18 protein-coding genes are annotated in these 23,557 nt (G+C 45.1%); 15 read left to right on the top strand and 3 right to left on the bottom strand.

Translation table 11 applies throughout. From position 1 onward, the window contains the following. Window positions 1–145 precede the first annotated feature (145 nt). From Q0I54_RS06135 to lon, 7 genes are all read left to right on the top strand, one after another. Window positions 146–820, top strand: a complete 675-nt coding sequence (locus Q0I54_RS06135) for a response regulator transcription factor (protein WP_296117297.1) — start codon at window positions 146–148, stop codon at window positions 818–820. An 11-nt stretch (window positions 821–831) separates the two neighbouring features. Further along, window positions 832–2,175: a cell wall metabolism sensor histidine kinase WalK gene (locus tag Q0I54_RS06130; RefSeq protein ID WP_296117296.1), complete on the top strand. Its 1,344-nt coding sequence runs from the start codon at window positions 832–834 to the stop codon at window positions 2,173–2,175. Between the two features lie 83 nt (window positions 2,176–2,258). Next, window positions 2,259–2,807, top strand: coding sequence for a carbonic anhydrase (locus Q0I54_RS06125; RefSeq protein ID WP_296117295.1), 549 nt, complete (start codon window positions 2,259–2,261; stop codon window positions 2,805–2,807). An 80-nt stretch (window positions 2,808–2,887) separates the two neighbouring features. Next, the gene (locus Q0I54_RS06120) at window positions 2,888–4,372 is read left to right on the top strand and encodes an AAA family ATPase (protein WP_296117293.1); all 1,485 of its coding nucleotides are present in this window, start codon (window positions 2,888–2,890) and stop codon (window positions 4,370–4,372) included. 109 nt (window positions 4,373–4,481) lie between these two features. Continuing rightward, window positions 4,482–5,957 carry an LCP family protein gene (locus tag Q0I54_RS06115; protein WP_296117292.1) on the top strand — a complete coding sequence of 492 codons (1,476 nt, stop codon included), beginning with the start codon at window positions 4,482–4,484 and terminating at the stop codon, window positions 5,955–5,957. Between the two features lie 205 nt (window positions 5,958–6,162). Beyond that, the gene (locus Q0I54_RS06110) at window positions 6,163–8,871 is read left to right on the top strand and encodes a translation factor GTPase family protein (protein WP_296117291.1); all 2,709 of its coding nucleotides are present in this window, start codon (window positions 6,163–6,165) and stop codon (window positions 8,869–8,871) included. A 114-nt stretch (window positions 8,872–8,985) separates the two neighbouring features. Continuing rightward, window positions 8,986–11,259 carry an endopeptidase La gene (gene lon / locus Q0I54_RS06105; protein ID WP_296117289.1) on the top strand — a complete coding sequence of 758 codons (2,274 nt, stop codon included), beginning with the start codon at window positions 8,986–8,988 and terminating at the stop codon, window positions 11,257–11,259. A gap of 60 nt (window positions 11,260–11,319) precedes the next feature. Here the strand turns inward: lon and Q0I54_RS06100 are convergent, their stop codons facing one another. Further along, window positions 11,320–11,697, bottom strand: coding sequence for a helix-turn-helix domain-containing protein (locus Q0I54_RS06100; protein WP_296117287.1), 378 nt, complete (start codon window positions 11,695–11,697; stop codon window positions 11,320–11,322). Between the two features lie 298 nt (window positions 11,698–11,995). On the opposite strand from Q0I54_RS06100, the gene Q0I54_RS06095 reads away from it, so the two are divergent. The 3 genes from Q0I54_RS06095 to Q0I54_RS06085 are packed head-to-tail and all read left to right on the top strand — an operon-like array spanning window position 11,996 to window position 14,885. Then, complete coding sequence (locus Q0I54_RS06095; RefSeq protein ID WP_296117308.1) at window positions 11,996–13,339, top strand: citrate/2-methylcitrate synthase; 1,344 nt, start codon at window positions 11,996–11,998, stop codon at window positions 13,337–13,339. A 33-nt stretch (window positions 13,340–13,372) separates the two neighbouring features. Next, window positions 13,373–14,032: a CatA-like O-acetyltransferase gene (locus Q0I54_RS06090; RefSeq protein WP_296117286.1), complete on the top strand. Its 660-nt coding sequence runs from the start codon at window positions 13,373–13,375 to the stop codon at window positions 14,030–14,032. Continuing rightward, on the top strand, window positions 14,025–14,885 hold the full coding sequence (locus tag Q0I54_RS06085) for a hypothetical protein (protein WP_296117284.1): 861 nt from the start codon (window positions 14,025–14,027) through the stop codon (window positions 14,883–14,885). Before Q0I54_RS06090 ends, Q0I54_RS06085 begins: the two co-directional genes overlap by 8 nt. A 415-nt stretch (window positions 14,886–15,300) precedes the next feature. On the opposite strand, the gene Q0I54_RS06080 is transcribed toward Q0I54_RS06085, so the two are convergent. Next, window positions 15,301–16,194, bottom strand: a complete 894-nt coding sequence (locus Q0I54_RS06080; RefSeq protein WP_296117283.1) for a LysR family transcriptional regulator — start codon at window positions 16,192–16,194, stop codon at window positions 15,301–15,303. After that, complete coding sequence (locus tag Q0I54_RS06075; protein WP_296117281.1) at window positions 16,191–17,057, bottom strand: deoxyribonuclease IV; 867 nt, start codon at window positions 17,055–17,057, stop codon at window positions 16,191–16,193. Before Q0I54_RS06075 ends, Q0I54_RS06080 begins: the two co-directional genes overlap by 4 nt. 368 nt (window positions 17,058–17,425) lie before the next feature. Here Q0I54_RS06075 and aroB point away from each other — a divergent pair, with 368 nt between their 5' ends. The 5 genes from aroB to Q0I54_RS06050 all read left to right on the top strand — a co-directional run bounded on the left by aroB (window position 17,426) and on the right by Q0I54_RS06050 (window position 23,426). Continuing rightward, the gene (gene aroB / locus Q0I54_RS06070; protein ID WP_296117279.1) at window positions 17,426–18,538 is read left to right on the top strand and encodes a 3-dehydroquinate synthase; all 1,113 of its coding nucleotides are present in this window, start codon (window positions 17,426–17,428) and stop codon (window positions 18,536–18,538) included. Window positions 18,539–18,555: 17 nt separating this feature from the next. After that, entirely contained in the window at window positions 18,556–18,993 is a 438-nt protein-coding gene (locus Q0I54_RS06065; RefSeq protein WP_296117278.1) for a hypothetical protein, read from the top strand. Next, window positions 18,977–20,443 carry a sodium-dependent transporter gene (locus Q0I54_RS06060; protein ID WP_296117276.1) on the top strand — a complete coding sequence of 489 codons (1,467 nt, stop codon included), beginning with the start codon at window positions 18,977–18,979 and terminating at the stop codon, window positions 20,441–20,443. Before Q0I54_RS06065 ends, Q0I54_RS06060 begins: the two co-directional genes overlap by 17 nt. 111 nt (window positions 20,444–20,554) lie before the next feature. Next, window positions 20,555–22,006 (top strand): aminoacyl-histidine dipeptidase, encoded by a 1,452-nt coding sequence (locus Q0I54_RS06055; RefSeq protein ID WP_296117275.1) that lies wholly within the window; start codon window positions 20,555–20,557, stop codon window positions 22,004–22,006. 73 nt (window positions 22,007–22,079) lie between these two features. Next, window positions 22,080–23,426 (top strand): M20/M25/M40 family metallo-hydrolase, encoded by a 1,347-nt coding sequence (locus tag Q0I54_RS06050; RefSeq protein WP_296117273.1) that lies wholly within the window; start codon window positions 22,080–22,082, stop codon window positions 23,424–23,426. The last annotated feature ends 131 nt before the right edge of the window (window positions 23,427–23,557 follow it).

Below are 23,557 nucleotides of genomic sequence, written 5' to 3'. Positions count from 1 at the left end.
CTCCCACTGAGAAAGACTTGTTATTACTCGCCACTTACAGAAGTGGGAGTCTTCTCGACTGAGATAAATTGTTATTACTTACCACATGCAGAAGAGGGAGTCCCAACTCAGACTGAGATGAAAGAAAAGCAGGATAGGAGTAAACATGCGAATTTTACTGGCAGAGGACGAGCGCGAATTATCAGACGCGCTCGTCATGATTTTAAAACATAACAATTATTCGGTAGACGCAGTCTACAACGGACAGGATGCCCTGGATTACATTATGGCGGATGATTATGATGATGTGATTTTGGACATCATGATGCCGAAAATGGACGGCATCACAGTTCTGAAAAATGTACGCCGACAGGGCAACAACGTTCCGGTTCTGATCTTGACAGCAAAATCAGAACTGGATGATTGTGTGGTTGGACTGGATGCAGGAGCGGACGATTATCTGAGCAAACCATTTGCTGCAAAAGAACTGCTGGCCAGATTGCGGGCGGTGACACGACGCAAAACAGCCACAGCCACTACCGTATTAAAAATGGGAAATATGGAACTGGATTGTGCCAGTTTTGAACTGCGTTCAGAAACAGGCAGCCTGCACCTTCCAAACAAGGAATTTCAGATGATGGAAATGATGATGGCAAATCCCGGTCAGCTGATCTCAACAGAGCGTTTTCTGGAAAAAGTCTGGGGATATGACACGGAAACGGATACAAGAACGGTCTGGGTTTATATTTCTTATTTGCGGAAAAAACTGCAGGAACTTGGCGCGGATATTAAGATCAAAGCAGCCCGCGGGTTAGGTTATTCCCTGGTTGTGTCAGAATAGGAAAAATCACTATGATAAAGAAATTACGAAAAAAATTTATTATAGCCGCCATGTGTGCGATTCTGATCGTACTGGAAAGTATGATATTGGCGGTGAATATCGTCAATTATCATCATCTGGTGGAAAAAGCAGATACTCTGACGGAATGGATCGTCAGCGAAGGCGGAAGTTTCGGTGATGCAGGTATAAATGATTCTGGTGCAACGGAAAATCAGGGGCAGAACGGACAGCCACCGGAGGATTCAAATTCGGATACGACTCCACCGGATAAGCCGGATGGGGAAAATATAGCAGATGATCAGAAAAATCCGCCGGATAACATTGGCAAAGATCACATGGGTTTTTCCAAGGAAACCCCATTTGAAACCCGCTATTTTACGGTAACTTTTGATTCCGATGGAGATGTATCAGACTGTGACACCGGAAAAATTGCCGCCATTGATGAGGATTCCGCAAAAGAGTACGCCAGTGAAGTGTATACTTCCGGAAAAACAACCGGATTTTTTGATATTTACCGTTATCGCGTGACCGAGACGGAAGACGGAACCATGATCGTATTTGTGGACTGTCGACAGGAAATCACAACGGTGAAAAACTTTGCGAAAAATAGTTTTGGTATTTCCACTGTGGGGCTGGCCGCCGTGTTTGTACTGGTTGTATTTTTCTCAAAACTGGTGTTCCGGCCGGTGGCAGAAAGCTACAAAAAACAGAAGCAGTTTATTACAGATGCCAGCCATGAACTGAAGACACCACTGACCATCATTGATGCCAACACAGAGATTATCGAGATGGACAACGGGGAGAGTCAGTGGACCAAAAGTATCCGCAATCAGGTGCACCGTCTGACCGTCATGACACAGCAGCTGATCACCCTGTCCAAGCTGGATGAAGGCGAAGTCAATGGAGTAAAGACAAAATTTTCACTTTCCGATGCTTTGATTGACTGCGTAGAACCATTTGAGACACTGGTGATGATGCAGAATAAAAATATCGAGACAGACATTGCAGATGGCATTATGCTGAACGGCGAGGAGAAAACCATTCGTCAGCTTTTTGACATTTTGCTGGATAATGCAGTGAAATATTCCACACCGGACAGTACGATCCGCGTACATCTCTGGGGCAAAGGAAACAAAACGATCCTGACGGTATGGAACGAGACGGAGCCGATTCCGCAGGGAAATCTGGATCAGGTATTTGAGCGTTTTTATCGGCTGGACGAAGCGCGTAATTCGGAAAAAGGCGGTTCCGGTATCGGCCTGTCTGTGGCTAAGGCGGTTGTAACTGCACATAAGGGAAAAATTTCTGCGTTCAGTGAGGATGGGCATTCCATGCTGATAAAAGTGGTCTGGTAAAAACAGGAAATAATTGTTACAATAGAGCTATTCAGAAACATGCTGAATAGTTCTATTTTTTGTTTGCATAAGGAGGAGTACAAATGATCAACGAAATTATGGAGTACAATAAGAAGTTTGTGGAAAATAAAGCATACGAACCGTATCTGACCAGCAAGTATCCGGATAAAAAACTGGCAATTCTGACCTGCATGGATACACGTCTGACGGAACTACTTCCGGCAGCTCTGGGATTGAAAAACGGCGATGCAAAAATTATAAAAAATGCCGGCGGTGTCATCACACACCCATATGGTAGTGTGGTTCGAAGCCTTTTAGTAGCAATTATCGAGCTTGGCGTGGAAGAAGTAATGGTCATCGGACATACGGACTGCGGTGTGCAGGGCATGGACGGTGGAAAACTTCTGGAGGAACTGACACACAGAGGCGTTTCACAGGAACATATCAACATTGTGCGAAACAGCGGTATTGATCTGGAAAAATGGCTGGGCGGCTTTGCGTGCGTCGAGCAGTCTGTCAGAGATACGGTGATCGCATTGAAAAATCATACATTGATGCCAAAGGATATCACGATTACCGGATTTATTATGGATTCCGTAACCGGTGAGTTGAAACCGGTAGATGTAGAATAAGAAAAAATTAACTTTTCTAATGACATAAGTAGTGATATACTATTAAAGATTACGAAAAAAGTAGGTAAAGGAGCTAGAAAATGCCCGTATTTGATTTTAATAATAAACCAGATGCCAATGCACAGGGAATCTGTACCTATACGATGCTGTTTTCCAATGACTCTGAGGCGACAGCGGAATCTCCGATTTTGCTGCTGGACAACAGAGCACAGCAGTGGCAGCATCATTCCTGTGGTGTGTTTACAAATCCGGTAAAGCGAACTTCTTTTGAGTTTGAAGAAGAGGGCGGCAAGGTCAGTGCAGATATTCTGCAGATCGATGCACGTTTTGTCAGCCTGCTGCGCTGGCTGGGTGAGAACCACATCAACGTGCGTCTTTCCGGTGAAAACCGTCCGGATGGCTATGCAGTATACAAAATCCGTGAGATTGCTTTTGGCGGTGGCACGAAACTGTCCGCAGAGGATGGATTTTTACAGTTTATGATGGAGCGTTTGTTTGCCAGCAACGCACCGACAGAAGTGCATGAGGAGGAAGAGCAGGAAGAAGAAGGCGACAGCATGAAGCTGACCAGTCTGCAGAGTATCACAGACTTTATGAATTGTGCAGGCCGTACACTGCCGGATAATATCCGCCTGTGGGCCCGTCGGAATCTGGCCGTTGCACGTTCTCATGAGGTTTCTGCGGAGGAACGCCGTCATGCGCAGCGTGCCCTTTCCATTATGATGAATATTCGTTGGAAAAGTAACTATTTTGAAGCAATCGATCCGGAGGAAGCCCGTCGGATTCTGGACGAAGAATTGTATGGTATGGAGCGTGTAAAACAGCGTATTATCGAGACGATTATTCAGATCAATCGTACGCATACACTGCCGGCCTACGGTCTGTTGCTGATCGGTCCGGCCGGAACCGGTAAATCTCAGATTGCTTATGCGGTTGCTCGTATCCTGAAACTGCCGTGGACCACACTTGACATGAGTTCTATCCATGATCCGGAGCAGCTGACGGGAAGTTCCCGTGTTTACGCCAATGCAAAACCGGGTATCATCATGGAAGCATTTTCCGCAGCAGGAGAGTCCGGTCTGGTATTTATCATCAATGAGTTAGATAAAGCTTCCAACGGAAAAGGAAATGGAAACCCGGCAGACGTACTGCTGACTTTGCTGGATAACCTTGGATTTACCGATAACTACATGGAATGTATGGTTCCGACGGTTGGTGTGTATCCGATCGCAACAGCCAATGACAGAGACCGCATCAGCGCACCGCTGATGTCCCGTTTTGCGGTTATTGAGATTCCGGATTATACACCGGAGGAGAAGAAGACAATTTTCTCCCGTTTCTCTCTGCCAAAAGTATTAAAACGTATGGGTATGAGTGAACACGAATGTATTGTAACACCGGAAGGCCTGGATGTAGTGATCAAAAAATACGAAAATACGACAGGTATCCGTGATCTGGAGCAGGCAGCAGAGCACATTGCGGCCAATGCACTGTATCAGATTGAGGTAGATCATGTGGCATCTGTTACTTTTGATGCAGAAGCGGTGGAAAAACTGCTTGCATAACAGGAAATGAATCTGATGGATTACGAAAGCGGGCGACATTTTACGCTCCTGCATGAAGCAGGTACATCAGATAGATCAGGTTTCAGGCAAAAAAGAAAGAGGAAATGAAATGAGCAAAAGAGAAAATGAAAGTGTGGATATGAAGACAAAAGTATGTTTTTGTATCGGCTGGCTTGTGACAGCTGTACAGATTGTTATGTCTGTATGGATGGTCTGGCTTTTGAAGAAAAATAACATGCTGCCAAATAAATTGCTGATCATTGCAGCAGTTGTACTGGCTGTGCTGATTGTACTGTGCAGATTTCTGATGAAAAAAGAAATCCGTCTGGTACGGTTTATTATCGGTGTTGTGATTGCTGCACTGGTGTGCGGTGTACTGGCATTTGCCGGTGGTAAAGTCGGAAAATTAACTGACACACTGGAAAATATCACTGATGCAAAAGAAGAGACGACGAAAGTTGGTGTATATGTTCTTGCTGATGATCCGGCACAGAGCATTCAGGATGCATCCGCATACCGTTTTGGTATTCTGGCGCAGATCAATCGTGATGATACTGATAATGCAGTGGCACAGATTGAGGAAGAGCTCGCAGAGAATATTTCCGTTGTAGAATGTAACGGGACAACGGATCTGGCAGATGCACTGACCAGCGGAGACTGCCGTGCCATTGTTATGAGCGAAGATTTTGTCGGAATGATCTCCGAGAGTGAAGGCTATGAGAATTTTGAGTCCGGTATCCGTGAGATCGCATCTTATGAGTGGAAAACGGCAGTGAAAAAGACAAGCTCTGATAAGACACTGACAGATGAAAAAGGTATATTTACCATGTTTATCAGTGGTATTGATACTTATGGAGATGTTTCCACAAAGAGCCGAAGCGATGTAAATATTATTGCAGTTGTAAATGCAAATACACATCAGATATTACTGGTTTCCACACCGAGAGATTACTTTGTACCGTTATCTATTTCCGGTGGTGTCAAAGACAAGCTGACCCATGCAGGAATTTATGGTATCGATGTTTCCAAAGATACCCTTGGCATGCTGTACGACATTGATATGGATTACTATTTCCGTGTCAACTTCAGTGGATTTGAGGATCTGATCGATGCACTGGGTGGTGTAACTGTACAGTCTGATTACGACTTTAGTGTTGGATCCTATCATTATACAAAAGGTACCAATAATCTGAACGCAGAACAGGCACTGGCATTTGCAAGAGAACGTCATTCTTTTGCAGAAGGTGACCGTCAGCGTGGAAAAGACCAGATGGAAGTCATCAAAGGTGTGATCCAGAAACTTCAGACACCAGCCGTTCTGCAGAACTTCAACGAATTGATGAAAGGCCTGGAGGGAAGCTTCCAGACGGATATGCCGTATGATGCATTATCTAATCTGGTAAAAGACCAGCTGTCAGACGGTAGTTCCTGGAACGTAAAATCTTACAGTGTAGACGGAAGCGGAGCAATGTCATCCACATACTCCATGAGCCAGAAACTGTATGTTATGGTTCCGGACCAGTCTACGGTAGATCAGGCAAAAACAATGATCCAGCAGGTGATTAACGGAGAGACCCTTGAGTAAAAATCGAGTCTGAGGAATCGGAAGCTTATAATAGACAACTACTGTAATAGAAAGGCATGGGCAGATTTTGCAAAAGCAATGGTTCTGTCCATGTCTTTTTTGTATCTTTGCATAATATATGTTATGATAAAAATAATTAGTGAAAAAAGGACGTATAGAGAACAGAAAGAAAATGCCGGAAAGTCGGTGGATACGAGGTGACTATATGATAGAGAAAAAGAAAAGAAAGCACATCTGTACCGGATTGATGGCGCATGTGGATTCCGGAAAAACCACGCTGTCAGAGGCACTTTTATATACTGCAGGTGCAATTCGAAGACTTGGAAAAGTAGATACAAAAGATGCATTTCTGGATACAGATGCGAGAGAGCGTGCAAGGGGAATCACGATTTTTTCGAAACAGGCAGAGTTTAGCTGGCAGGATACAGAGCTGACATTGCTGGATACACCGGGGCATGTGGATTTTTCTGCAGAGATGGAGCGTGTACTGCAGGTGTTGGATTATGCGGTGCTGCTGATCAGCGGCACGGACGGTGTGCAGGGACATACGGTGACACTCTGGAATCTGCTGCAGGAGTATGAAATCCCAACATTTCTGTTTGTAAATAAAATGGACCAGCCGGGAGCGGATAAAGAAGTGTTAATTGCAGAGTTAAAAGAGCGGTTGTCTGATGGTTGTATTGATTTTTCAGATACTGATGTGCTTGCAAATACGGATCGAAACCAGAACATCAGTCAGAATCAGAGTACTTTGTCTTTGGATGGGCTGTATGAAGAACTTGCAACCTGTCAGGAAGAAGCATTGGAGACTTATCTGGAAACCGGCAGTATTCCGACAGAACAGATTCGGGAGATGATCACGGAGCGTCAGGTATTTCCGTGCTATTTTGGTTCCGCACTGAAAATGGAAGGCATCGAAGCATTTCTGAATGGCTTTGTATACTGGACAGAGCCGGTGGAGTATGCGTCAGATTTTTCAGCAAAAGTATATAAAATTTCCAGAGATGAGCAGGGAAACCGGCTGACACATTTAAAAGTGACAGGAGGCGTTTTGAAAGTAAAAGACCTGATCTGCACAAAAAAAGAGGCGGATGACGACACTTTGGAAAAAGTAAATCAGATTCGCATCTATTCCGGTGAAAAATATGAAACCCGGCAGGAAGTACAGGCGGGCGAAGTCTGTGCAGTGACGGGACTCATGGAAACATATCCGGGACAGGGACTTGGAGATGCTGCGCAGACACTGCCACCGATTCTGGAACCGGTACTGACCTGTCAGGTCTGCCTGCCGCAGGATTGTGATCCGGCGGTAATGCTGCCGAAACTGAAGCTTCTGGAAGAAGAACAGCCGGAACTTCATATTGTCTGGGATGAGCAATTGCAGGAAATCCAGGCACAGATTATGGGTGAGATCCAGACAGAGATTTTGCAGAGCCTGATTGCAGAGCGGTTTGGAGTTGATGTCACCTTTGGAAATTCTCATATTGTATATAAAGAAACGATAGCAAATATGGTGGAGGGAGTCGGCCATTTTGAACCGCTGCGTCATTATGCGGAAGTCCATCTGCTGATGGAGCCGCTTCCGGCGGGCAGTGGCTTGGTATTCGCAGCCAACTGCAGTGAGGATATGCTGGATAAAAACTGGCAGCGGTTGATCTTGACACATTTACAGGAGCGGGAGCACCGCGGTGTGCTGACCGGGGCGGCAATCACAGATATGAAACTGACGCTGATCGCAGGCCGCGCACATCAGAAACATACCGAGGGCGGAGATTTCCGTCAGGCAACGTATCGTGCGATCCGTCAGGGACTGATGGAGGCAGAATCTGTACTCTTGGAGCCATATTATCAATTCCGGCTGGAATTGCCGGAGACAATGATCGGCAAAGCCATGACGGATATTGAAAAAATGAACGGAACCTTTGAGATTGTGCAGAATGAGAGTGGTTTGTCTGTGCTTACAGGAAAGGCACCGGTCAGTGAAATGCAGGATTATCCGAAAGAAGTGGCAGCTTACACAAAGGGCTTTGGACGGCTGTTTCTGACACTGGATGGATATGCGCCGTGCCATAATGCGGATGAAGTGATTGCAGCTGCTGGCTACGATCCGGAGCACGACCTGAGCAATCCGACCGGATCCGTATTTTGTACCCACGGTGCAGGTTTTACCGTTCCATGGAATGAGGTAAAAGAGCATATGCACGTGGAAGGCTGGCAGTCGGAAGCAGACCGCAGAGAGGAACTCCCGGAGCGGGCCACCCGTAGCGTCATGGATGAGTGGATCGGTGTGGACGAAGTAGACGCAATTCTGGAGAAGACATTTTATGCAAACAGTGGATCCCGAACACGCAGAAATGGCGTGGTGCGCCGGCGCAGAGTGGAGAGCCGCACGGAATCTGTGACCAGAAGTTTTTCCCCGCAACCGAAAAAACAGGAGTATCTGTTGGTGGATGGTTACAATATTATTTTTGCATGGGATGAGTTGAAAGACCTTGCCCGGGAAAATATGGATGCAGCCAGAGGGATTCTACTGGATAAGCTTTCAAACTATCAGGGAATGAAACAAATCGAAGTCATTGCAGTATTTGATGCTTACCGCGTGATTGGCCATCAGACGGAATGTTCGGACTATCACAACATTCATGTGGTGTTTACAAAAGAAGCTGAAACTGCCGATCAGTATATCGAGAAATTTGCGCATACCAATGCATCAAAATATCAGGTGACCGTGGCCACATCCGACGGGCTGGAGCAGATTATCATTCGTGGTGAGGGATGTCGTCTGCTGTCCGCGAGAGATCTGCATGCGGAGATGGAGTTGGCTGGAAAACAGCTTAGTGAAACATATCTGGATCAGGATACAACGAAAAATCGTCCGATCGGGGAACTTCTCGATAAAATGAACGCAGAATAAGCATTGCCCCGCTTCAAGTGCGTAGAGTACTAAGCATCCCCCACTTGAAATTATTTCAGAAGGTGGTATAATTAGCACTCAATAGGATAGTTTGCTAATAAAGGAGGCGATTTCATGTTAGTTTTGCCAGTATATGATTTACTGCTCCTTCCAGGCGTCACATTTTATTTCAAAAAAGATATCCTGGAACGACTGCAGGTTGAAAAAGTGGAAAAAGGAGAGGAAATTTTATTCCTGATCCAGAAAGAGGAAAAGCGCCGGGAAGATCTGACGGTAGATGATTTTCAGGAGAAAGGTCTGGTCGGAACGGTTGAAAATATTGATGATGACGGAAATTTAAGTATCCGTGTCCATGACCGTGTGGATATTTCCGGCATTGAACTGGAAAATGGCGAATTTATGGCGGATGCAGCTATCTGCACGGAGATTGCGGATCTTCCGGAGGAGGACGCAAAGAAGATGTACAAGGAGACCAGGGACAGTCTGTTACAGTTTGTCAATGGTTTCCAGTGGGGTGTCTGGGCCCGTGCGTTTATCCAGCACTGGAATACGATGACGGAGATCATATGTGCGATTTCCGGCTATCTGAATATCACACCGGAAGAAAAATATGAGATCATTGCTACTGATTCAGAAAAAGACAGAGCAGAGCTCATGAAAAAAGCAATATACGAATTTATCGAGATGGCGCATGTCAGCGATGAAGCAGAAAGTGCTCAGAAAGAGACCCATGAGCGGGTATATCGTGAATCAGCCCTGAAAAAACAGATTGAATTTTTGCAGCAGCAGTTAGATGAGATGCATCCGGAAAACATATCCGACGTGCGTAAGTTTGAGAAAAAGATTCAGGAATCCGACATGAATGAGGAAGCGCTGCGGGAAGCTGAAAAAGTGCTGAATCGTATGAAACAGGAAGGAAAGGACAGCCATGAGTATGGACTGCTCTATGATTACCTGGATTTTATGACTTCACTGAACTGGCAGAAAGCCGCACCGGAAGAAATTGACTTAAATCATGCGGAGCAGGTGCTGGATGAGCAGCATTATGGACTGAAGAAAGTAAAAGAACGTATCGTGGAACAGATTGCCGTGATGGCTTTGAATAAAAAGCAATCCGGATCGATCCTGCTGTTTGTGGGAGCACCTGGTACAGGTAAGACCAGTATCTGCCAGAGCATTGCAAAAGCACTGAACCGGGAATATGTCAGAATCAGTCTCGGCGGTGTTCGGGATGAGGCAGAAATCCGTGGACATAGAAGAACGTATATCGGAGCGATGCCGGGACGTATCATGGAGGGAATGAAACGCAGTGGAAGTTCTAATCCGGTGATGGTACTGGATGAGGTAGATAAACTTTCCCATGATTATAATGGTGATCCGGCCAGCGCATTACTGGAAGTGCTGGACCCGGAGCAAAATTTCAGCTTTACAGATCATTATATGAATGTACCATATGATCTGTCAGATGTTCTGTTTATCTGTACCGCAAATTCTATTGACACGATTCCGGAACCGTTGTTGAACCGTATGGAAGTAATACAATTTCCAGGTTACACGGCTGTGGAGAAGTTTGAGATTGCAAGAAATTATCTGCTCCCAAATGCCATGAAAACCATGGGACTGAAAAAACAGAATCTGAAGGTGACAGATGATGCCCTGCGCGAGATCATCAGTGAGTATACGATGGAATCCGGCGTTCGTGGATTGAAGAAAAAACTGGAGACACTGTGCCGTCAGGCAGCCGTAAAACTGGTGAAAGGTGAGCAGAAGAGCATTAGTGTAGGGGTAAAACGTCTGAAAGAATTCCTGGGTCGGAAACAGATCCACCACGATGTACGTATGCAGGAACCGCAGACCGGTGTGGTAACCGGACTGGCCTGGACCAGTGCAGGTGGTGAGATCCTTTTTATCGAGGCATCTCAGATAAAAGGTGACGGAAAAGTAAATATTACCGGACAGCTTGGTGATGTCATGAAAGAATCTGTACAGATTGCCATGACACTGGTAAAATCCATGTTTCCGGAAGAAGCAGAAAAATTAAAAGAGTCGGATGTACATATCCATGTGCCGGCGGGAGCTGTGCCAAAAGATGGCCCGTCTGCGGGAATTACGATCGTGACAGCCCTGACATCCATGCTGTTAGAAAAAAGTATTTCACCGGAAATTGCCATGACAGGTGAAGTGTCTCTGCGTGGCGGCGTTATGCCGATCGGAGGTCTGCCGGAGAAACTGATGGCTGCCCAGCGTGCAGGCATCAAGACGGTATTTATTCCGTATGATAACCGTGAGGAGCTGGAAGATGTGGCAGAGGAAGTGAGAGCGGAACTGAACATCATTCCGGTAAAACGTGTGGAAGAAGTGCTGAAAGAAACAGGACTGACAGAGTAAAAAAATGCAGATACCAACGAGAATGCAACTTTAAGCTATCGGTATCTGCATTTTTAATTGTTATTTTGCTTCTTCTGAAGCATTATTTTCATCCGCTGCCTGTTTCTGCTCCATTTTTTCGCCATAAGTAGCATGCATACTTTTGACAATTTCCAGAAGAAGATCCTGCTGTCTGTCAGTGAGAAGAACAAAATAATCCAGAAAATCTTTCTGTTTATCTGTCACAGGATAAAGATTCGTATTTTCCTCTACGAAGAACTGTGATAATGTCATATCCAAAGAGCCGCAGATATATTCCAACGTAGCAATCGATGGAATGGTATTGCGCTTACGCATATTAGATATGGTAGAAGTCGACAGACCAGACAACTTGGAAAGTTGATAATCATTTAAGTTCTGCTTTTTCATAATCTCGTCAATTCGTTTAAGTATATCCATGATAAACCCTCCTAAATTGTGTCCGTATCGTTGTGCCTTCGTTTTATCGCTGGAAAACATTCAACTATATGAATATATTACCGATTTTTGGAGTGACAAAATAGTGTACATGCGTGTTGAAAACACGTTCAGTTGTATATAGTGATAGTTCTGTTTATACTTTTTTTATTTGACAAAATATTAGCAAACAGGTAACATGAGTGCTAGAATTATGTATAAAAGGAACCGTGAAATGACAAACGGTATTGGTAGGACGATTCCGGCAGAGAAGGAGGACACAACAATGTACGATGAAAAAATGTTAGATTCATTTTCGAAAGAATATGCAGCACGCTGTCAGGTAACAGACCGTATCACCGCTGAATTGTTTGATGCAAACGGTGTGTTGCGTGGGTTACGTGATAAAAACGGAAACGGTGTAGTTGCCGGATTGACGAATATATCAAAGATTGAAGCATTCAAGATGGAAAATGACCAGAAGATCCCGTGTGACGGAAATCTGTGGTACCGTGGTTATAACGTCATTGATTTGGTAAAAGGATTTGAGGGAAAGCGCTGTGGATTCGAGGAAGTTGCGTACCTGCTTCTGTTTGGCGAACTGCCGACACCGGAGCAGCTGCATATGTTCTGTGAGGCTCTGGCGACAGCGAGACATTTGCCAACGAATTTTACAAGAGACGTTATTATGAAGGCACCGAGTTCTGATCTGATGAACTCCCTGACCAGAAGTGTGCTGACATTAGCTTCCTATGATGAAAATATCCGTGATACATCGCTTCAGAACGTTCTGATGCAGTGTATGAAGCTGATCAGCGAGATGCCGATGCTTGCGGTTTACGGATATCACGCTTACAATCATTATGTGTGTGACGAAAGTCTGTACATTCATCGTCCGCAGCCGGATCTGTCCACAGCGGAGAATATTTTGCTGATGCTCAGACCGGATAAAAAATATACAGAACTGGAAGCACAGGTACTGGATACCGCACTGGTTCTGCATATGGAGCATGGAGGTGGAAACAACTCAACCTTTACCACCCGTGTCGTAACTTCCGCAGGTTCTGATACTTACTCCGTAATCGCAGCTGCACTTTCTTCCTTAAAGGGACCGAAACACGGTGGTGCAAACATTAAGGTTGTTGAAATGATGGAAGACCTGCGCAGGGAAGTATCTGACTGGGAAGATGAGGAAGAGGTAAAAATATATCTTGGCAAGTTGTTGGATAAACAGGCTTTTGATCATAAAGGACTGATCTATGGAATGGGACATGCCGTATATTCATTGTCCGATCCGAGAGCCCGCGTATTCAAACATTTTGTAGAGGCACTGGCCATTGAGAAGGGCCGGGAAAAAGATTTTGCGCTGTATTCCATGATCGAGCGGCTGGCTCCGGAGGTTATCGCAGAGAAGCGCAAGATTTACAAGGGTGTAAGTGCAAATGTGGACTTCTACAGTGGATTTGTATACAGCATGCTTGATATTCCGCTGGAGTTATACACACCGATCTTTGCAATGGCCAGAATTGTCGGCTGGAGCGCACACCGCATTGAGGAACTTGTCAATGCAGACAAGATCATTCGTCCGGCTTATAAGAGCATTATGCAGGAACGTGATTACGTGGCTATGGATGAAAGAAAATAGTACATAATACAAATTATGGGGGACTGAGAGCATATGTTTCATGAGATAAATGAAAATACATGGGATCGAAAAGAGATATTTGATGCATTTTATGGTTATACTTATGCAATGACTGTGCAGCTTGATATGACAGAATTGCATGCGCAGCTGAAAGAATACGGATACAAGTTTTATCCAACCATCTGCTGGCTGATCACAAAGACTGTAAATTCAGATGTGGACTACCGTTATGGCAGAGTAAATGGTATAATAGGTTATTATGATCAGATGAATACCAGCTATACGCTGCGAAGAAGTGCAAAACCGCATCTGTTCACTCACATGGTGACCGAGTATAACGAAGATTTTGAGACATATTATCAGCAGTTCCTTGCGGATAAAAAGAAATCAGAGGCGACAGACCGGCTGTATTATTACGAAGATGCCAGACCGGACAGCGTCGATGTGTCCATTACGCCGGATACTTCCTTTACGGCAATTTCTTACTCGATTCCGGATACGTTTTATCAACGTGGCGGAGACAATATGCGTTATACGCCGTTTACGACCGTCGGACGTTTTTATGAGAAGGACGGCCGCTGGATGCTGCCGGTTACGGGAAGTTTCCATCATGCAGTCAACGACGGATACCATGCGGAGAAATTTTTCCGGTTATTGCAGGAAAATATTACAAAAGGAGTAACGCATGATTGATAAAAATCTCTTTCTTGAGACATTACATGAAGTGGCAGAAATTGCAGCCACATCCGGAGAAAAAATAAAACCCGAGGAAGTACACAAGTATTTTGAGGGCATGGAACTTTCAGAAGAACAGGAGAAAATGGTTTTTGAGTATCTGAACCTGCCGCCGGAGGCCAAAATGGCACAACAGCCGGAGAAAGAAGAGACAGAAGCAGAAGAACCGGAAACTGTAACAGAGGAAATTTATTCCACTACAAATTCGCTATCCGGAATTCAGATTCACGCAGACCATGTGACAGATGGCGAAAAAGAAGAGGACGATGTTCCACAGCCGAAGGATGTGGAAAAATTATCCGATTCCGTATATTATAAAATGTATCTGGATGAAGTCAGAGGACGTGGAGAGGCCGATGAGGCAAAAATGCGTGAACTGTATACTGCTATTTTGCAGGGAGACCAGAGTGTGGTCAATGATATCGTAGATGGCTGGCTTATGCGTGTCATTCATATGGCAGGCATGTATGAGGATGTGCCGGTCAATATGGAAGACCTGATCCAGGAAGGTAATATGGCACTCTGGATGGCGCTTGGAGCGCTGCCGGAACTCGGAAACGCATCCGGGGTAGACAGCTATCTGGAAAAACAGGTAATTGCCGGATTTGAGTCATATATTCGTGAGCTTACCGGAGATGCCGATCAGGTGCAGGCGGTGCTTGGAAAAGCAGCATTGTTGCATGAGGCGCGGAAATATCTGGCGAAAGAGAATTCCGAGGATCCGTCGATTCGACAGCTGAGTGAGTATACACATATTTCGCCGGAAGAAATTCAAGATATTTTGGCGCTCCAGAAAGAAAAAACGGAGTAGGTCGTGTAGAAAAAAGACTCAATATTGAATCACGCGGGCTGAGACGCCCACTTTGATTAAATATTGAGTCTTTTTTCATGTACGTTACGATAATGCGTTTTTTCTTTCTTCCGCGCCTGAACCATTCGCTTTGCGAACAAAATACATATAAGCTTAGGTACGTTGCGAAGGTAATACAAAAGGCATGACAAGAATATTCATAACTGAAATGCGAAATCGAAGACTCCTTCTGCGACAAGCGATTCAGTAAGCGACTGAGTTTTGCGAGTTTTGCGCGAGCGGGAAACGACCAGCTTTTATCGGAGTTGGGAGTGAGCGCGATAAAACCGAAGCAAAACGAGGGGAGCGAACGATTAGCGGTTGCAGAAGGAGTCTTCGATTTCGCTTCATAAATATAAATTTTAGCCAATGTCCCTTACGGTTCCTGAGGCAACAGATAATTCGTGAAAAGCGGAATGACCGGATTTAAATTATCTTTTTTCCACACGGCCACAAGATGCAACGGATCTGTCTTATAAAACGGCAGCGACAGCACTGCCGCATTGGAATTGGAAATACAGTTTTCATCCAGCACGGAAAATCCCAGTCCGGCCTCCACCTTCAGAAGGATATTTTGAATGGATGTCGCATAAATCGTATGCGCCGGTGTAAATCCATGCCGCTCACAAAATTGCACGATGTTGTTGTAAGCGCCCCGGGAAATGGACGGATCAATGGCGATCATTGTCTCGGTGCTTAAGGAATCAAAATGCAGATTGTTTTGCTGCGCCAGCGGGTGTGACTTTGAGATAACACATTTCGGTGTGGACTCAAAGAATACCTGATAAATGACATCATCCGCCGGATAATCAATGATATCAAAATCCAGTGTCAACGCAATGTCGATGCGTCCGTTCAGCACAGATTCCCGCAAATCATGAAAATTGCCACTGACAATATCGATACGGATATTCGGATGATTTTCCCGCAGCAGTTGCAGGGCATGGGGCAGGAAATTCTCGGAACGCTGTGTCTCAATGACACCGAGTATGATGGAACCGTTTTCACCAAGTTCCGCATTGCGCGCTTTCTGTACAGCGGCTTCACCTAACTTCATCAGCTTGGAAAACTCTTCATAGAGAATGGCGCCGCTGGAAGTGAGCCGGACATATTTTTTCGTGCGCACAAACAGCTTCATTCCAAGTTCTTCCTCCAGATTGGAGATATTTCGGCTCAGGGAAGACTGGGCAACAAATAAATGGTTGGCAGCTTCTGTAAAATTCAGATATTCAGCTACATTTAAAAAACATTGAATCTGAAAGATGGTCATAATGTTCCTCCGCGAAGCATTGCGATTTCTTCTTTGTATGGTGGCAGGGTTTTCTTTGGATTTTCAGGATCTGGCAGATAAGGTGTTTCCAAAATTTTAGGGATATCTGCAAAATCTGGGTGATGCACAATGTTGTACAGTGCATCGAAACCAATTTCACCCTGACCGATGTTTGCATGGCGGTCCTTATGGGCACCGCATGGATTTTTACTGTCATTGATATGAAATACTGCTATCTGGTCTTTTCCGATGATACGGTCAAATGCTTCCATAACACCGTCAAAATCATGGATGATGTCATAACCGGCATCGTGTGTATGGCAGGTATCAAAGCAGACCCGCAGCCGTTCCGGATGACGGACACCGTCATAAATGGCAGCAAGTTCTTCAAAAGTGCGGCCAATTTCTGAACCTTTTCCGGCCATGGTTTCCAGTGCGATGCAGCAGTCGGCGGATTCTTCCAGAACTTCATTTAAACCCTTGATGATCCGGGCGGTTCCGGCCTCAACGCCTGCGCCCACATGGGAGCCCGGATGCAGGATCAGAATCTTGCTCTTCATTGCGGCAGTCCGCTGCACTTCCAACGTGAGAAATTCTACCGCAAGTTCAAATATTTCCGGTTTCACGGTATTTGCCAGATTGATGATGTATGGCGCATGTACGACAAAATCGTCGATGCCGTATTGCCGCATGGCCTCCCAGCCTGCTGCAAGATTTAATTCTTCCACCGGTTTGCGCCGGGTATTTTGAGGAGCGCCGGTGTAAAGCATAAATGTGTTGGCCTCATAGCCCACAGCTTCTTTGACAGAATTTAAAAACATGTCTTTCCCTGACATGCTTACATGAGAACCTATTTTTAACATAAATACTCCCTCTTAGTTTCGCTGAATCTTCAGAAAATTACTCTGAATGGAACAGCGTGTTATTCTTTTTCATTGCTTTCGTAATCTGATTTTTATATGCATCAAGTATAGTACAAAATCGGGTGTTTGACTAGCGGTTTCCTGGGAAACTTTCGATAAATATTACAAGATTGTTATTGGCAAATGGAGGGAAATTGGTTACAATAAAAGATACATCTGCAGGATGAGAATAATGATTGTAGTTTCTACATTAAAAAATGTAATAAGGATGATTTTTATCTTTATAAGGTAGTGAGCAGCGAGAATTCTGATAACTTTTTTGAAAGAAGCAGAAACTGCAGGTGAAATTTGGGAGAGGACAAAAAAGAATGCCGAAGTTTGAGGTAGAGTTAAAAAAAGTGGTGGATGATTCTTATGAGATTGAAATCGGATATGGTCTGGCTGATCAGGTGGTAGAAGACCTGAAAAACGGACTTGTGGGAAACATTCATAAATTTGCGATTATTACAGACAGCAACGTGGAACCTTTGTATGCGCGGCAGCTGGAGCAGAAACTGTTGGATGCAGGATATCAGACTGGTGTTTTTGAATTTCCGGCAGGAGAAAAGAGCAAGACACGGCAGACAAAGGCAATGATCGAAGATGCCATGCTGGAGAGAGGCTATCGTCGTGATTGCTGTATTCTGGCTGTTGGCGGCGGTGTTGTGACAGATCTGGCAGGATTTATTGCCGGTACTTACGGAAGAGGAGTGCCGTTTATCAACTATGCGACAAGCCTGCTGGCAGCTGCAGATGCGTCTGTTGGTGGCAAGACTGCGGTGGATACGCCCCTTGCGACAAACCTGATCGGATTGATCAATCAGCCGCAGAAAGTGTATTTGGATCTGGAATCCTGGAAGACACTGCCAAAGCGTGAGATTTACAGTGGTCTGGCAGAGACCATCAAACATGCGTGTCTGGCGGATGCGGAATTTTTTGATTATCTTGAGGCGCATATGGATGATATCCTGGCGTTGGATCAGGCAACCTGCGAACACATCGCAGAGAAAAACTGCAGCATCAAATATCATGTGGTTATGAAGGATGAGCGGGAGACAGGACTGCGTGAAGTACTGAATCTGGGGCACACCGTTGGTCGTGCTGTGGAGACGGTCAGCGAATACCGTCTGTTACATGGTGAGGCTGTGTCCATCGGTCTGGTGGCAGAAGTGAAGCTGTCACAGCAGCTTGGCTATATGACACAGGAGCAGGTTGAGCGTGTCATCGCACTGCTGAAACGTGCAAAACTTCCGACGGAGATACCGTATTATATTGACCGGGAGAAACTGGTGAAAAAACTGTACACGGACAAAAAAGTGCGTGACGGAAAGCTGCGTTTTGTACTGCAGGATGGAATTGGCGCAATTGTATGTTTTGGAGAAAATATATATGCAACTCCGATTTCAGAGGAGACTGCCCGCGGAATCATTATGCAGTTATAGTGCAGGGTGGATGTAACATGAGGTATGAACGAATAAGAGAGGAAGGCGCTGTTGTTTTTTACGAGGTGTTTGAACATGGAAAAAAAGCAGCAGAGTTTTCTTATGCAATGGAATCGCACGGAAACGGATCTTGCAGGGAAGAGTTCTGGATCCGGCGGATCCGCATGGAGCAGGATTATCTGGATTATACATATCTGGATGCAGTGCTGCAGTTTTTACAGTATAAATGCTGGTGCAGTGGCTGCATGTCCATGTATGTGCAGGTGAATTCTGTGAATCTGATGGATATAGAACACTATCAGCGCTACGGTTTTTATGTGATGGCGGAGCAAGTATCAGACAGTGCCCAGGGAGAGACTGTCTGTAATTATGTGCTCAAATATCCGTTGCCCAGAGAATGGGAAGAAATAATGAATACAAAGGAGAGGGCCTTTTACTATGAAAGAAAGAGATAAATTCGGATCCCGTCTGGGATTCATACTTGTTTCGGCCGGGTGCGCGGTCGGACTGGGAAATGTGTGGAAATTCCCTTATATTTGCGGGCAGAACGGAGGCGCAGCATTTATTCTGATCTATCTGGTATTTTTGACAATTCTTGGATTGCCAATCCTGATCAGTGAGTTTGCGGTTGGCCGCGGCAGCCGTCTGGGTGCATCTAAGGCTTATGAGAAGCTGGAGCCGGAAGGAACGAAATGGCATCATTTCAAATGGTTTTCTATTTTGGGAAACTATCTGCTGATGATGTTTTATACTATGGTTGGCGGCTGGATGCTGTTTTACATTTACCGCAGTGCCAGCGGAAAACTGGCAACGATGTCTGCGGATGAAGTTGGCGGTGCTTTTTCTGATATGCTGGCTTCACCGGGCACTATGGTTGGCTGGATGATCCTGGCAGTTTTGATCGCTTTTGGCATCTGTGCACTGGGCTTGCAGGGCGGTATGGAAAAAATCATGAAAGTCATGATGAGTATTCTGATCGTACTGATCGTTGTTCTGGCAATTCATTCCCTTGTATTGCCAAATGCCATGGAAGGTGTGAAATTCTATCTGGTTCCGAACCTGGATGCAATTAAGAGCCGCGGACTGGGAGCAGTAGTGTTTGATGCGATGACACATGCATTCTTTACGCTGAGTGTTGGTATCGGAGCCATGGAAATTTTCGGAAGTTATCAGAAACGGGAGCATTCCATTCCGGGTGAAGCAAATAATATCGTTATTTTGGATACGTTTGTAGCATTAATGGCAGGATTTATCATTATTCCGGCATGTTTTGCATATGGTGTACAACCGGATGCAGGCCCGTCCCTGCTTTTTATCACCTTGCCAAACGTATTTAACAACATGGCAGGCGGAAGAATATGGGGAACCTGTTTCTTCGTATTTATGTCTTTTGCAGCGCTGTCTACCATCATTGCCGTATTTGAAAATATCATATCTTTTTATATGGATATGGGGGGCTGGAACAGAAAAAAAGCAGTTTTGTTCAACATTGTGCTGATCATTGCACTGTCTCTGCCGGCGGTACTTGGATTTAACCTGTTATCCGGATTTGAGCCAATGGGAGCAGGAAGCACTGTGATGGATCTGGAGGATTTCCTTGTATCTTATAATCTGCTTCCGCTTGGAAGTATGATCTTTGTCCTGTTCTGTGTAAAGAAAAACGGATGGGGCTGGGATAATTTCCGTAAGGAGGCAAATGCAGGAAAAGGTCTGAAGATTTCCAATAAACTTCAGTTTTATATGACTTATATCCTTCCGGCTATCATTGTTGTTGTATACTTGAAGGGATATTATGACACCTTTGCAAAGATGGGACCGAAAGTTTTAGCAGGCTGGATGGCTTTTGCTGCGGCACTGCTGATCATAATCTTTACCCTGTCTTCTTTGAAGAAAAAAGAGAAATAGTGAAGTTTTGGAGCCATGTCATTGTTGCATGGCTCTGCCTTATTATAAGAAAAAGATGACTACTGTTCGTAAAAAACAGGCAGCTGAAAAAATTAGAAAGAAGGAACTGGAATGAGAGTATTAGAAAATTTAGAGCCGAAGAAGGTATTTTCTTATTTTGAAGATATTTGCAGTATTCCGCATGGCTCAGGAAATACGCAGCAGATCAGTGATTACTGTGTGAATTTTGCGAAAGAACATGGTCTGAAATGCAGTCAGGAAGCATGTGGCAATGTGATTATCTGGAAAGGTGCCACACCGGGTTATGAGCAGGCACCGACGGTCATTCTGCAGGGACACATGGATATGGTAGCGGTCAAAGATGCCGACTGTACACTGAATCTGGAAAAAGATGGTCTGCTTCTGGAAATCGATGGTGACTGGGTGCAGGCAAAAGGAACATCCCTTGGTGCGGATGATGGAATCGCAGTGGCATATACACTGGCTATTCTGGCAGCAGATGACATTCCGCATCCGGCTCTGGAAGCTGTGTTTACGGTAGGAGAGGAAGTGGGACTGACAGGCGCAGCGGCACTGGATGCTTCTGACCTGACGGGAAAAATCCTGATGAATATGGATTCTGAGAATGACGGTATTTTTCTGATCGGATGCGCCGGTGCGGCCACTGTGGCTTGCTGTTTACCAGTTAAAAAAGAGACTGTGTATGGTCAGATGTATGAGTGGCACATGGATGGACTGATGGGCGGTCATTCCGGTATGGAGATTGATAAAGAGCGTGCCAATGCAAATAAGGTGTTTGGACGTTTTTTAGCCTATTGTATGGGAAAAACAGGCTTGTCCATTGTTTCTGCAAATGGTGGCGAGAAGGAAAATGCCATTGCAAAACAGTGTGATGCGGTTCTGATAGTTCCGGAAGAAAATATTGCAGCATTTGAAGAAGCAGTTTCTGCATTTGAAACAATTCTGAAAAAGGAACATCATTTTACCGATCCTGATCTGCACATTTATGTGGAGAAAAAAACGTGCGGAGAATATAAAGCTTTGGATAAAGAAACAGCTCAGAAGTTCATGACTCTTCTGATTCATTTGCCAGATGGCGTACAAAAGCGGATTCTTGAGTTCCAAGGCAGCGTACAGACTTCATTGAATATGGGAACTTTGGAGCAGACTGAGGATGAGATTTCCATGACCTTTTCCGTGCGGAGCAATGTTACAAGTGAGAAGGAGTGGCTGATGAGTCAGTTGGAGCATTTGACAAAGCTATTTGGAGGATATTGCAGAATTTCCGGCGTATATCCGGCCTGGGAGTATCAGGAAGATTCCAAGATTCGTCCGTTGATGATTGAAACTTACGAGGAGATTACTGGTAAAAATCCGGAGACAGAGGCAATTCATGCCGGGGTGGAGTGTGGTATTTTCAGTGAAAAACTGCCGGGATTGGATTGTGTTTCTTATGGACCGCAGATCAATGATATTCATACGACCAGGGAGAGACTCAGTATTTCGTCTGTGCAGCGGAATTGGGAGCTGACGCTGGCGGTATTGAAAAAACTGAAATATTGAAATTATTGCTGGCGGTGACAAAGCATAAACAAAGAGGAAAAGAGTGAAAGTAGTGATTGAACGGGACATATGGATGAAAAAAGTAATTGCATATCGGCGGTTGTTTCATAAATATCCAGAACCGGGGTGGCTGACTTTTTTTGCAACGATTTTTATTGCGGAGCATCTGGAGAAGGCAGGTTTTGAAGTGTATGTTGGCAGAGAGATTTTAAATGAGGAGGAGTTAATGGATCCGCCAACGGAGACAGAAATAACACTTTGGGAGCAGCGTGCAGTGAAGCTGGCGGAAGCGCAGGGAATATCGGAAGAAAAAGTGGCGGTCTGGATGGCACGGATGGATCATCGTACTGGAGTTGTGGCCATGCTGGATACAAAATGGAAAGGAAAAACGAAGGCCTTTCGATTTGACATGGATGCACTGACAGTGACAGAAAGCATGGATGCAGACAGAGTGCCGGTGAAGGAGCAGTTTCTTTCGAAGTATCAGGGCATTTCTCATGCATGCGGACATGATGGACATATGGCGCTTGGACTGGCTTTTGCAGAGTATGTGGCAGAACAATATAGCAAATCTGTGAAAAATGCGGGAGAAGTGTCAAATCAGAAATCAACGCAGAGACTGCAGGACGAAATACAGACAGAAGTGTGCGGCCGATATATGTTTATTTTCCAACCGGCAGAGGAAGGCGTTCGCGGCGCCTTTGCGTTCCGTCACCAGTGGAATTTTGGAAAAATAGATGAGTTGTATTGCTGCCATATCGGATTTGCCCCGGAGAATACGTTTGTGGCGGGGGCAAAAGGGTTTCTTGCGACCAGTAAGTTCGATGTGACTTTTACCGGAAAAAGTGCACATGCGGGGTTAGCACCGGAACGGGGACGGAATGCGTTGTTGGCTGCGGCAAAGGCAACTATGGATATGCAGGCATTTCCACGGCCGGAAACAGGAATCACACGGTTGAATGTTGGAAAATTAGAAGCCGGAGAAGCACGCAATACAATTCCGGCGCATGCAAAAATGATCGTGGAAACGAGAGGGGAAAAAGGAGAATTAAATACGTATATGAAAGAACAGGCACTTTCCTGCATCGAACAGGCGGCCAAAACGTATGGTGTCACATATGAAGTACGGTTTCAGGGAGAAAGCGTCAGTGCAGCCAGTGATGAAGCACTCAGTCAGAACGTATTGGCAGCGGCAAAACGAACCGGTGGTTTTTCGGATTATATATTGACGAAAAACTTTGGAGCCAGTGACGATGGAGCCGTGTTCATGGATATGGTAGAACAGCAGGGCGGAAAGGCAGTATATATGCTTTTGGGCGCAAAGATAAAAGGTCTGCACCATGAATCCTTGTTTGATTTTGATGAAGAAGTATTGGGGAAAGGTTTTGAAGTGTATAAGAGACTATATGAATCTGTATAGGATTCTCTAAAGAACATTGAAAAGAGATTGGGGAAATATCATATTGAGATAATTGACTTTTCCAGGGGAAAGTGATAGGATTTGAACGCAGAATAAGTATTCCCCGGCTTCAAGCGCGTAGAGCACTAAGC

This window comes from uncultured Eubacterium sp. (genome assembly GCF_934295145.1).
Taxonomy (GTDB): Bacteria; Bacillota; Clostridia; order Lachnospirales; family Lachnospiraceae; genus Eubacterium_I.
This window is presented reverse-complemented; position numbering and strand designations above follow the sequence as displayed.

Excerpts from the sequence above, each read along its gene's own strand:
- Q0I54_RS06135 (WP_296117297.1), top strand. The coding sequence starts at position 146 with ATGCGAATTTTACTGGCAGAGGACGAGCGCGAATTATCAGACGCGCTC.
- Q0I54_RS06130 (WP_296117296.1), top strand. The coding sequence starts at position 832 with ATGATAAAGAAATTACGAAAAAAATTTATTATAGCCGCCATGTGTGCG.
- Q0I54_RS06125 (WP_296117295.1), top strand. The coding sequence starts at position 2,259 with ATGATCAACGAAATTATGGAGTACAATAAGAAGTTTGTGGAAAATAAA.
- Q0I54_RS06120 (WP_296117293.1), top strand. The coding sequence starts at position 2,888 with ATGCCCGTATTTGATTTTAATAATAAACCAGATGCCAATGCACAGGGA.
- Q0I54_RS06115 (WP_296117292.1), top strand. The coding sequence starts at position 4,482 with ATGAGCAAAAGAGAAAATGAAAGTGTGGATATGAAGACAAAAGTATGT.
- Q0I54_RS06110 (WP_296117291.1), top strand. The coding sequence starts at position 6,163 with ATGATAGAGAAAAAGAAAAGAAAGCACATCTGTACCGGATTGATGGCG.
- lon (WP_296117289.1), top strand. The coding sequence starts at position 8,986 with ATGTTAGTTTTGCCAGTATATGATTTACTGCTCCTTCCAGGCGTCACA.
- Q0I54_RS06100 (WP_296117287.1), bottom strand. The coding sequence starts at position 11,697 with ATGGATATACTTAAACGAATTGACGAGATTATGAAAAAGCAGAACTTA.
- Q0I54_RS06095 (WP_296117308.1), top strand. The coding sequence starts at position 11,996 with ATGTTAGATTCATTTTCGAAAGAATATGCAGCACGCTGTCAGGTAACA.
- Q0I54_RS06090 (WP_296117286.1), top strand. The coding sequence starts at position 13,373 with ATGTTTCATGAGATAAATGAAAATACATGGGATCGAAAAGAGATATTT.
- Q0I54_RS06085 (WP_296117284.1), top strand. The coding sequence starts at position 14,025 with ATGATTGATAAAAATCTCTTTCTTGAGACATTACATGAAGTGGCAGAA.
- Q0I54_RS06080 (WP_296117283.1), bottom strand. The coding sequence starts at position 16,194 with ATGACCATCTTTCAGATTCAATGTTTTTTAAATGTAGCTGAATATCTG.
- Q0I54_RS06075 (WP_296117281.1), bottom strand. The coding sequence starts at position 17,057 with ATGTTAAAAATAGGTTCTCATGTAAGCATGTCAGGGAAAGACATGTTT.
- aroB (WP_296117279.1), top strand. The coding sequence starts at position 17,426 with ATGCCGAAGTTTGAGGTAGAGTTAAAAAAAGTGGTGGATGATTCTTAT.
- Q0I54_RS06065 (WP_296117278.1), top strand. The coding sequence starts at position 18,556 with ATGAGGTATGAACGAATAAGAGAGGAAGGCGCTGTTGTTTTTTACGAG.
- Q0I54_RS06060 (WP_296117276.1), top strand. The coding sequence starts at position 18,977 with ATGAAAGAAAGAGATAAATTCGGATCCCGTCTGGGATTCATACTTGTT.
- Q0I54_RS06055 (WP_296117275.1), top strand. The coding sequence starts at position 20,555 with ATGAGAGTATTAGAAAATTTAGAGCCGAAGAAGGTATTTTCTTATTTT.
- Q0I54_RS06050 (WP_296117273.1), top strand. The coding sequence starts at position 22,080 with ATGAAAAAAGTAATTGCATATCGGCGGTTGTTTCATAAATATCCAGAA.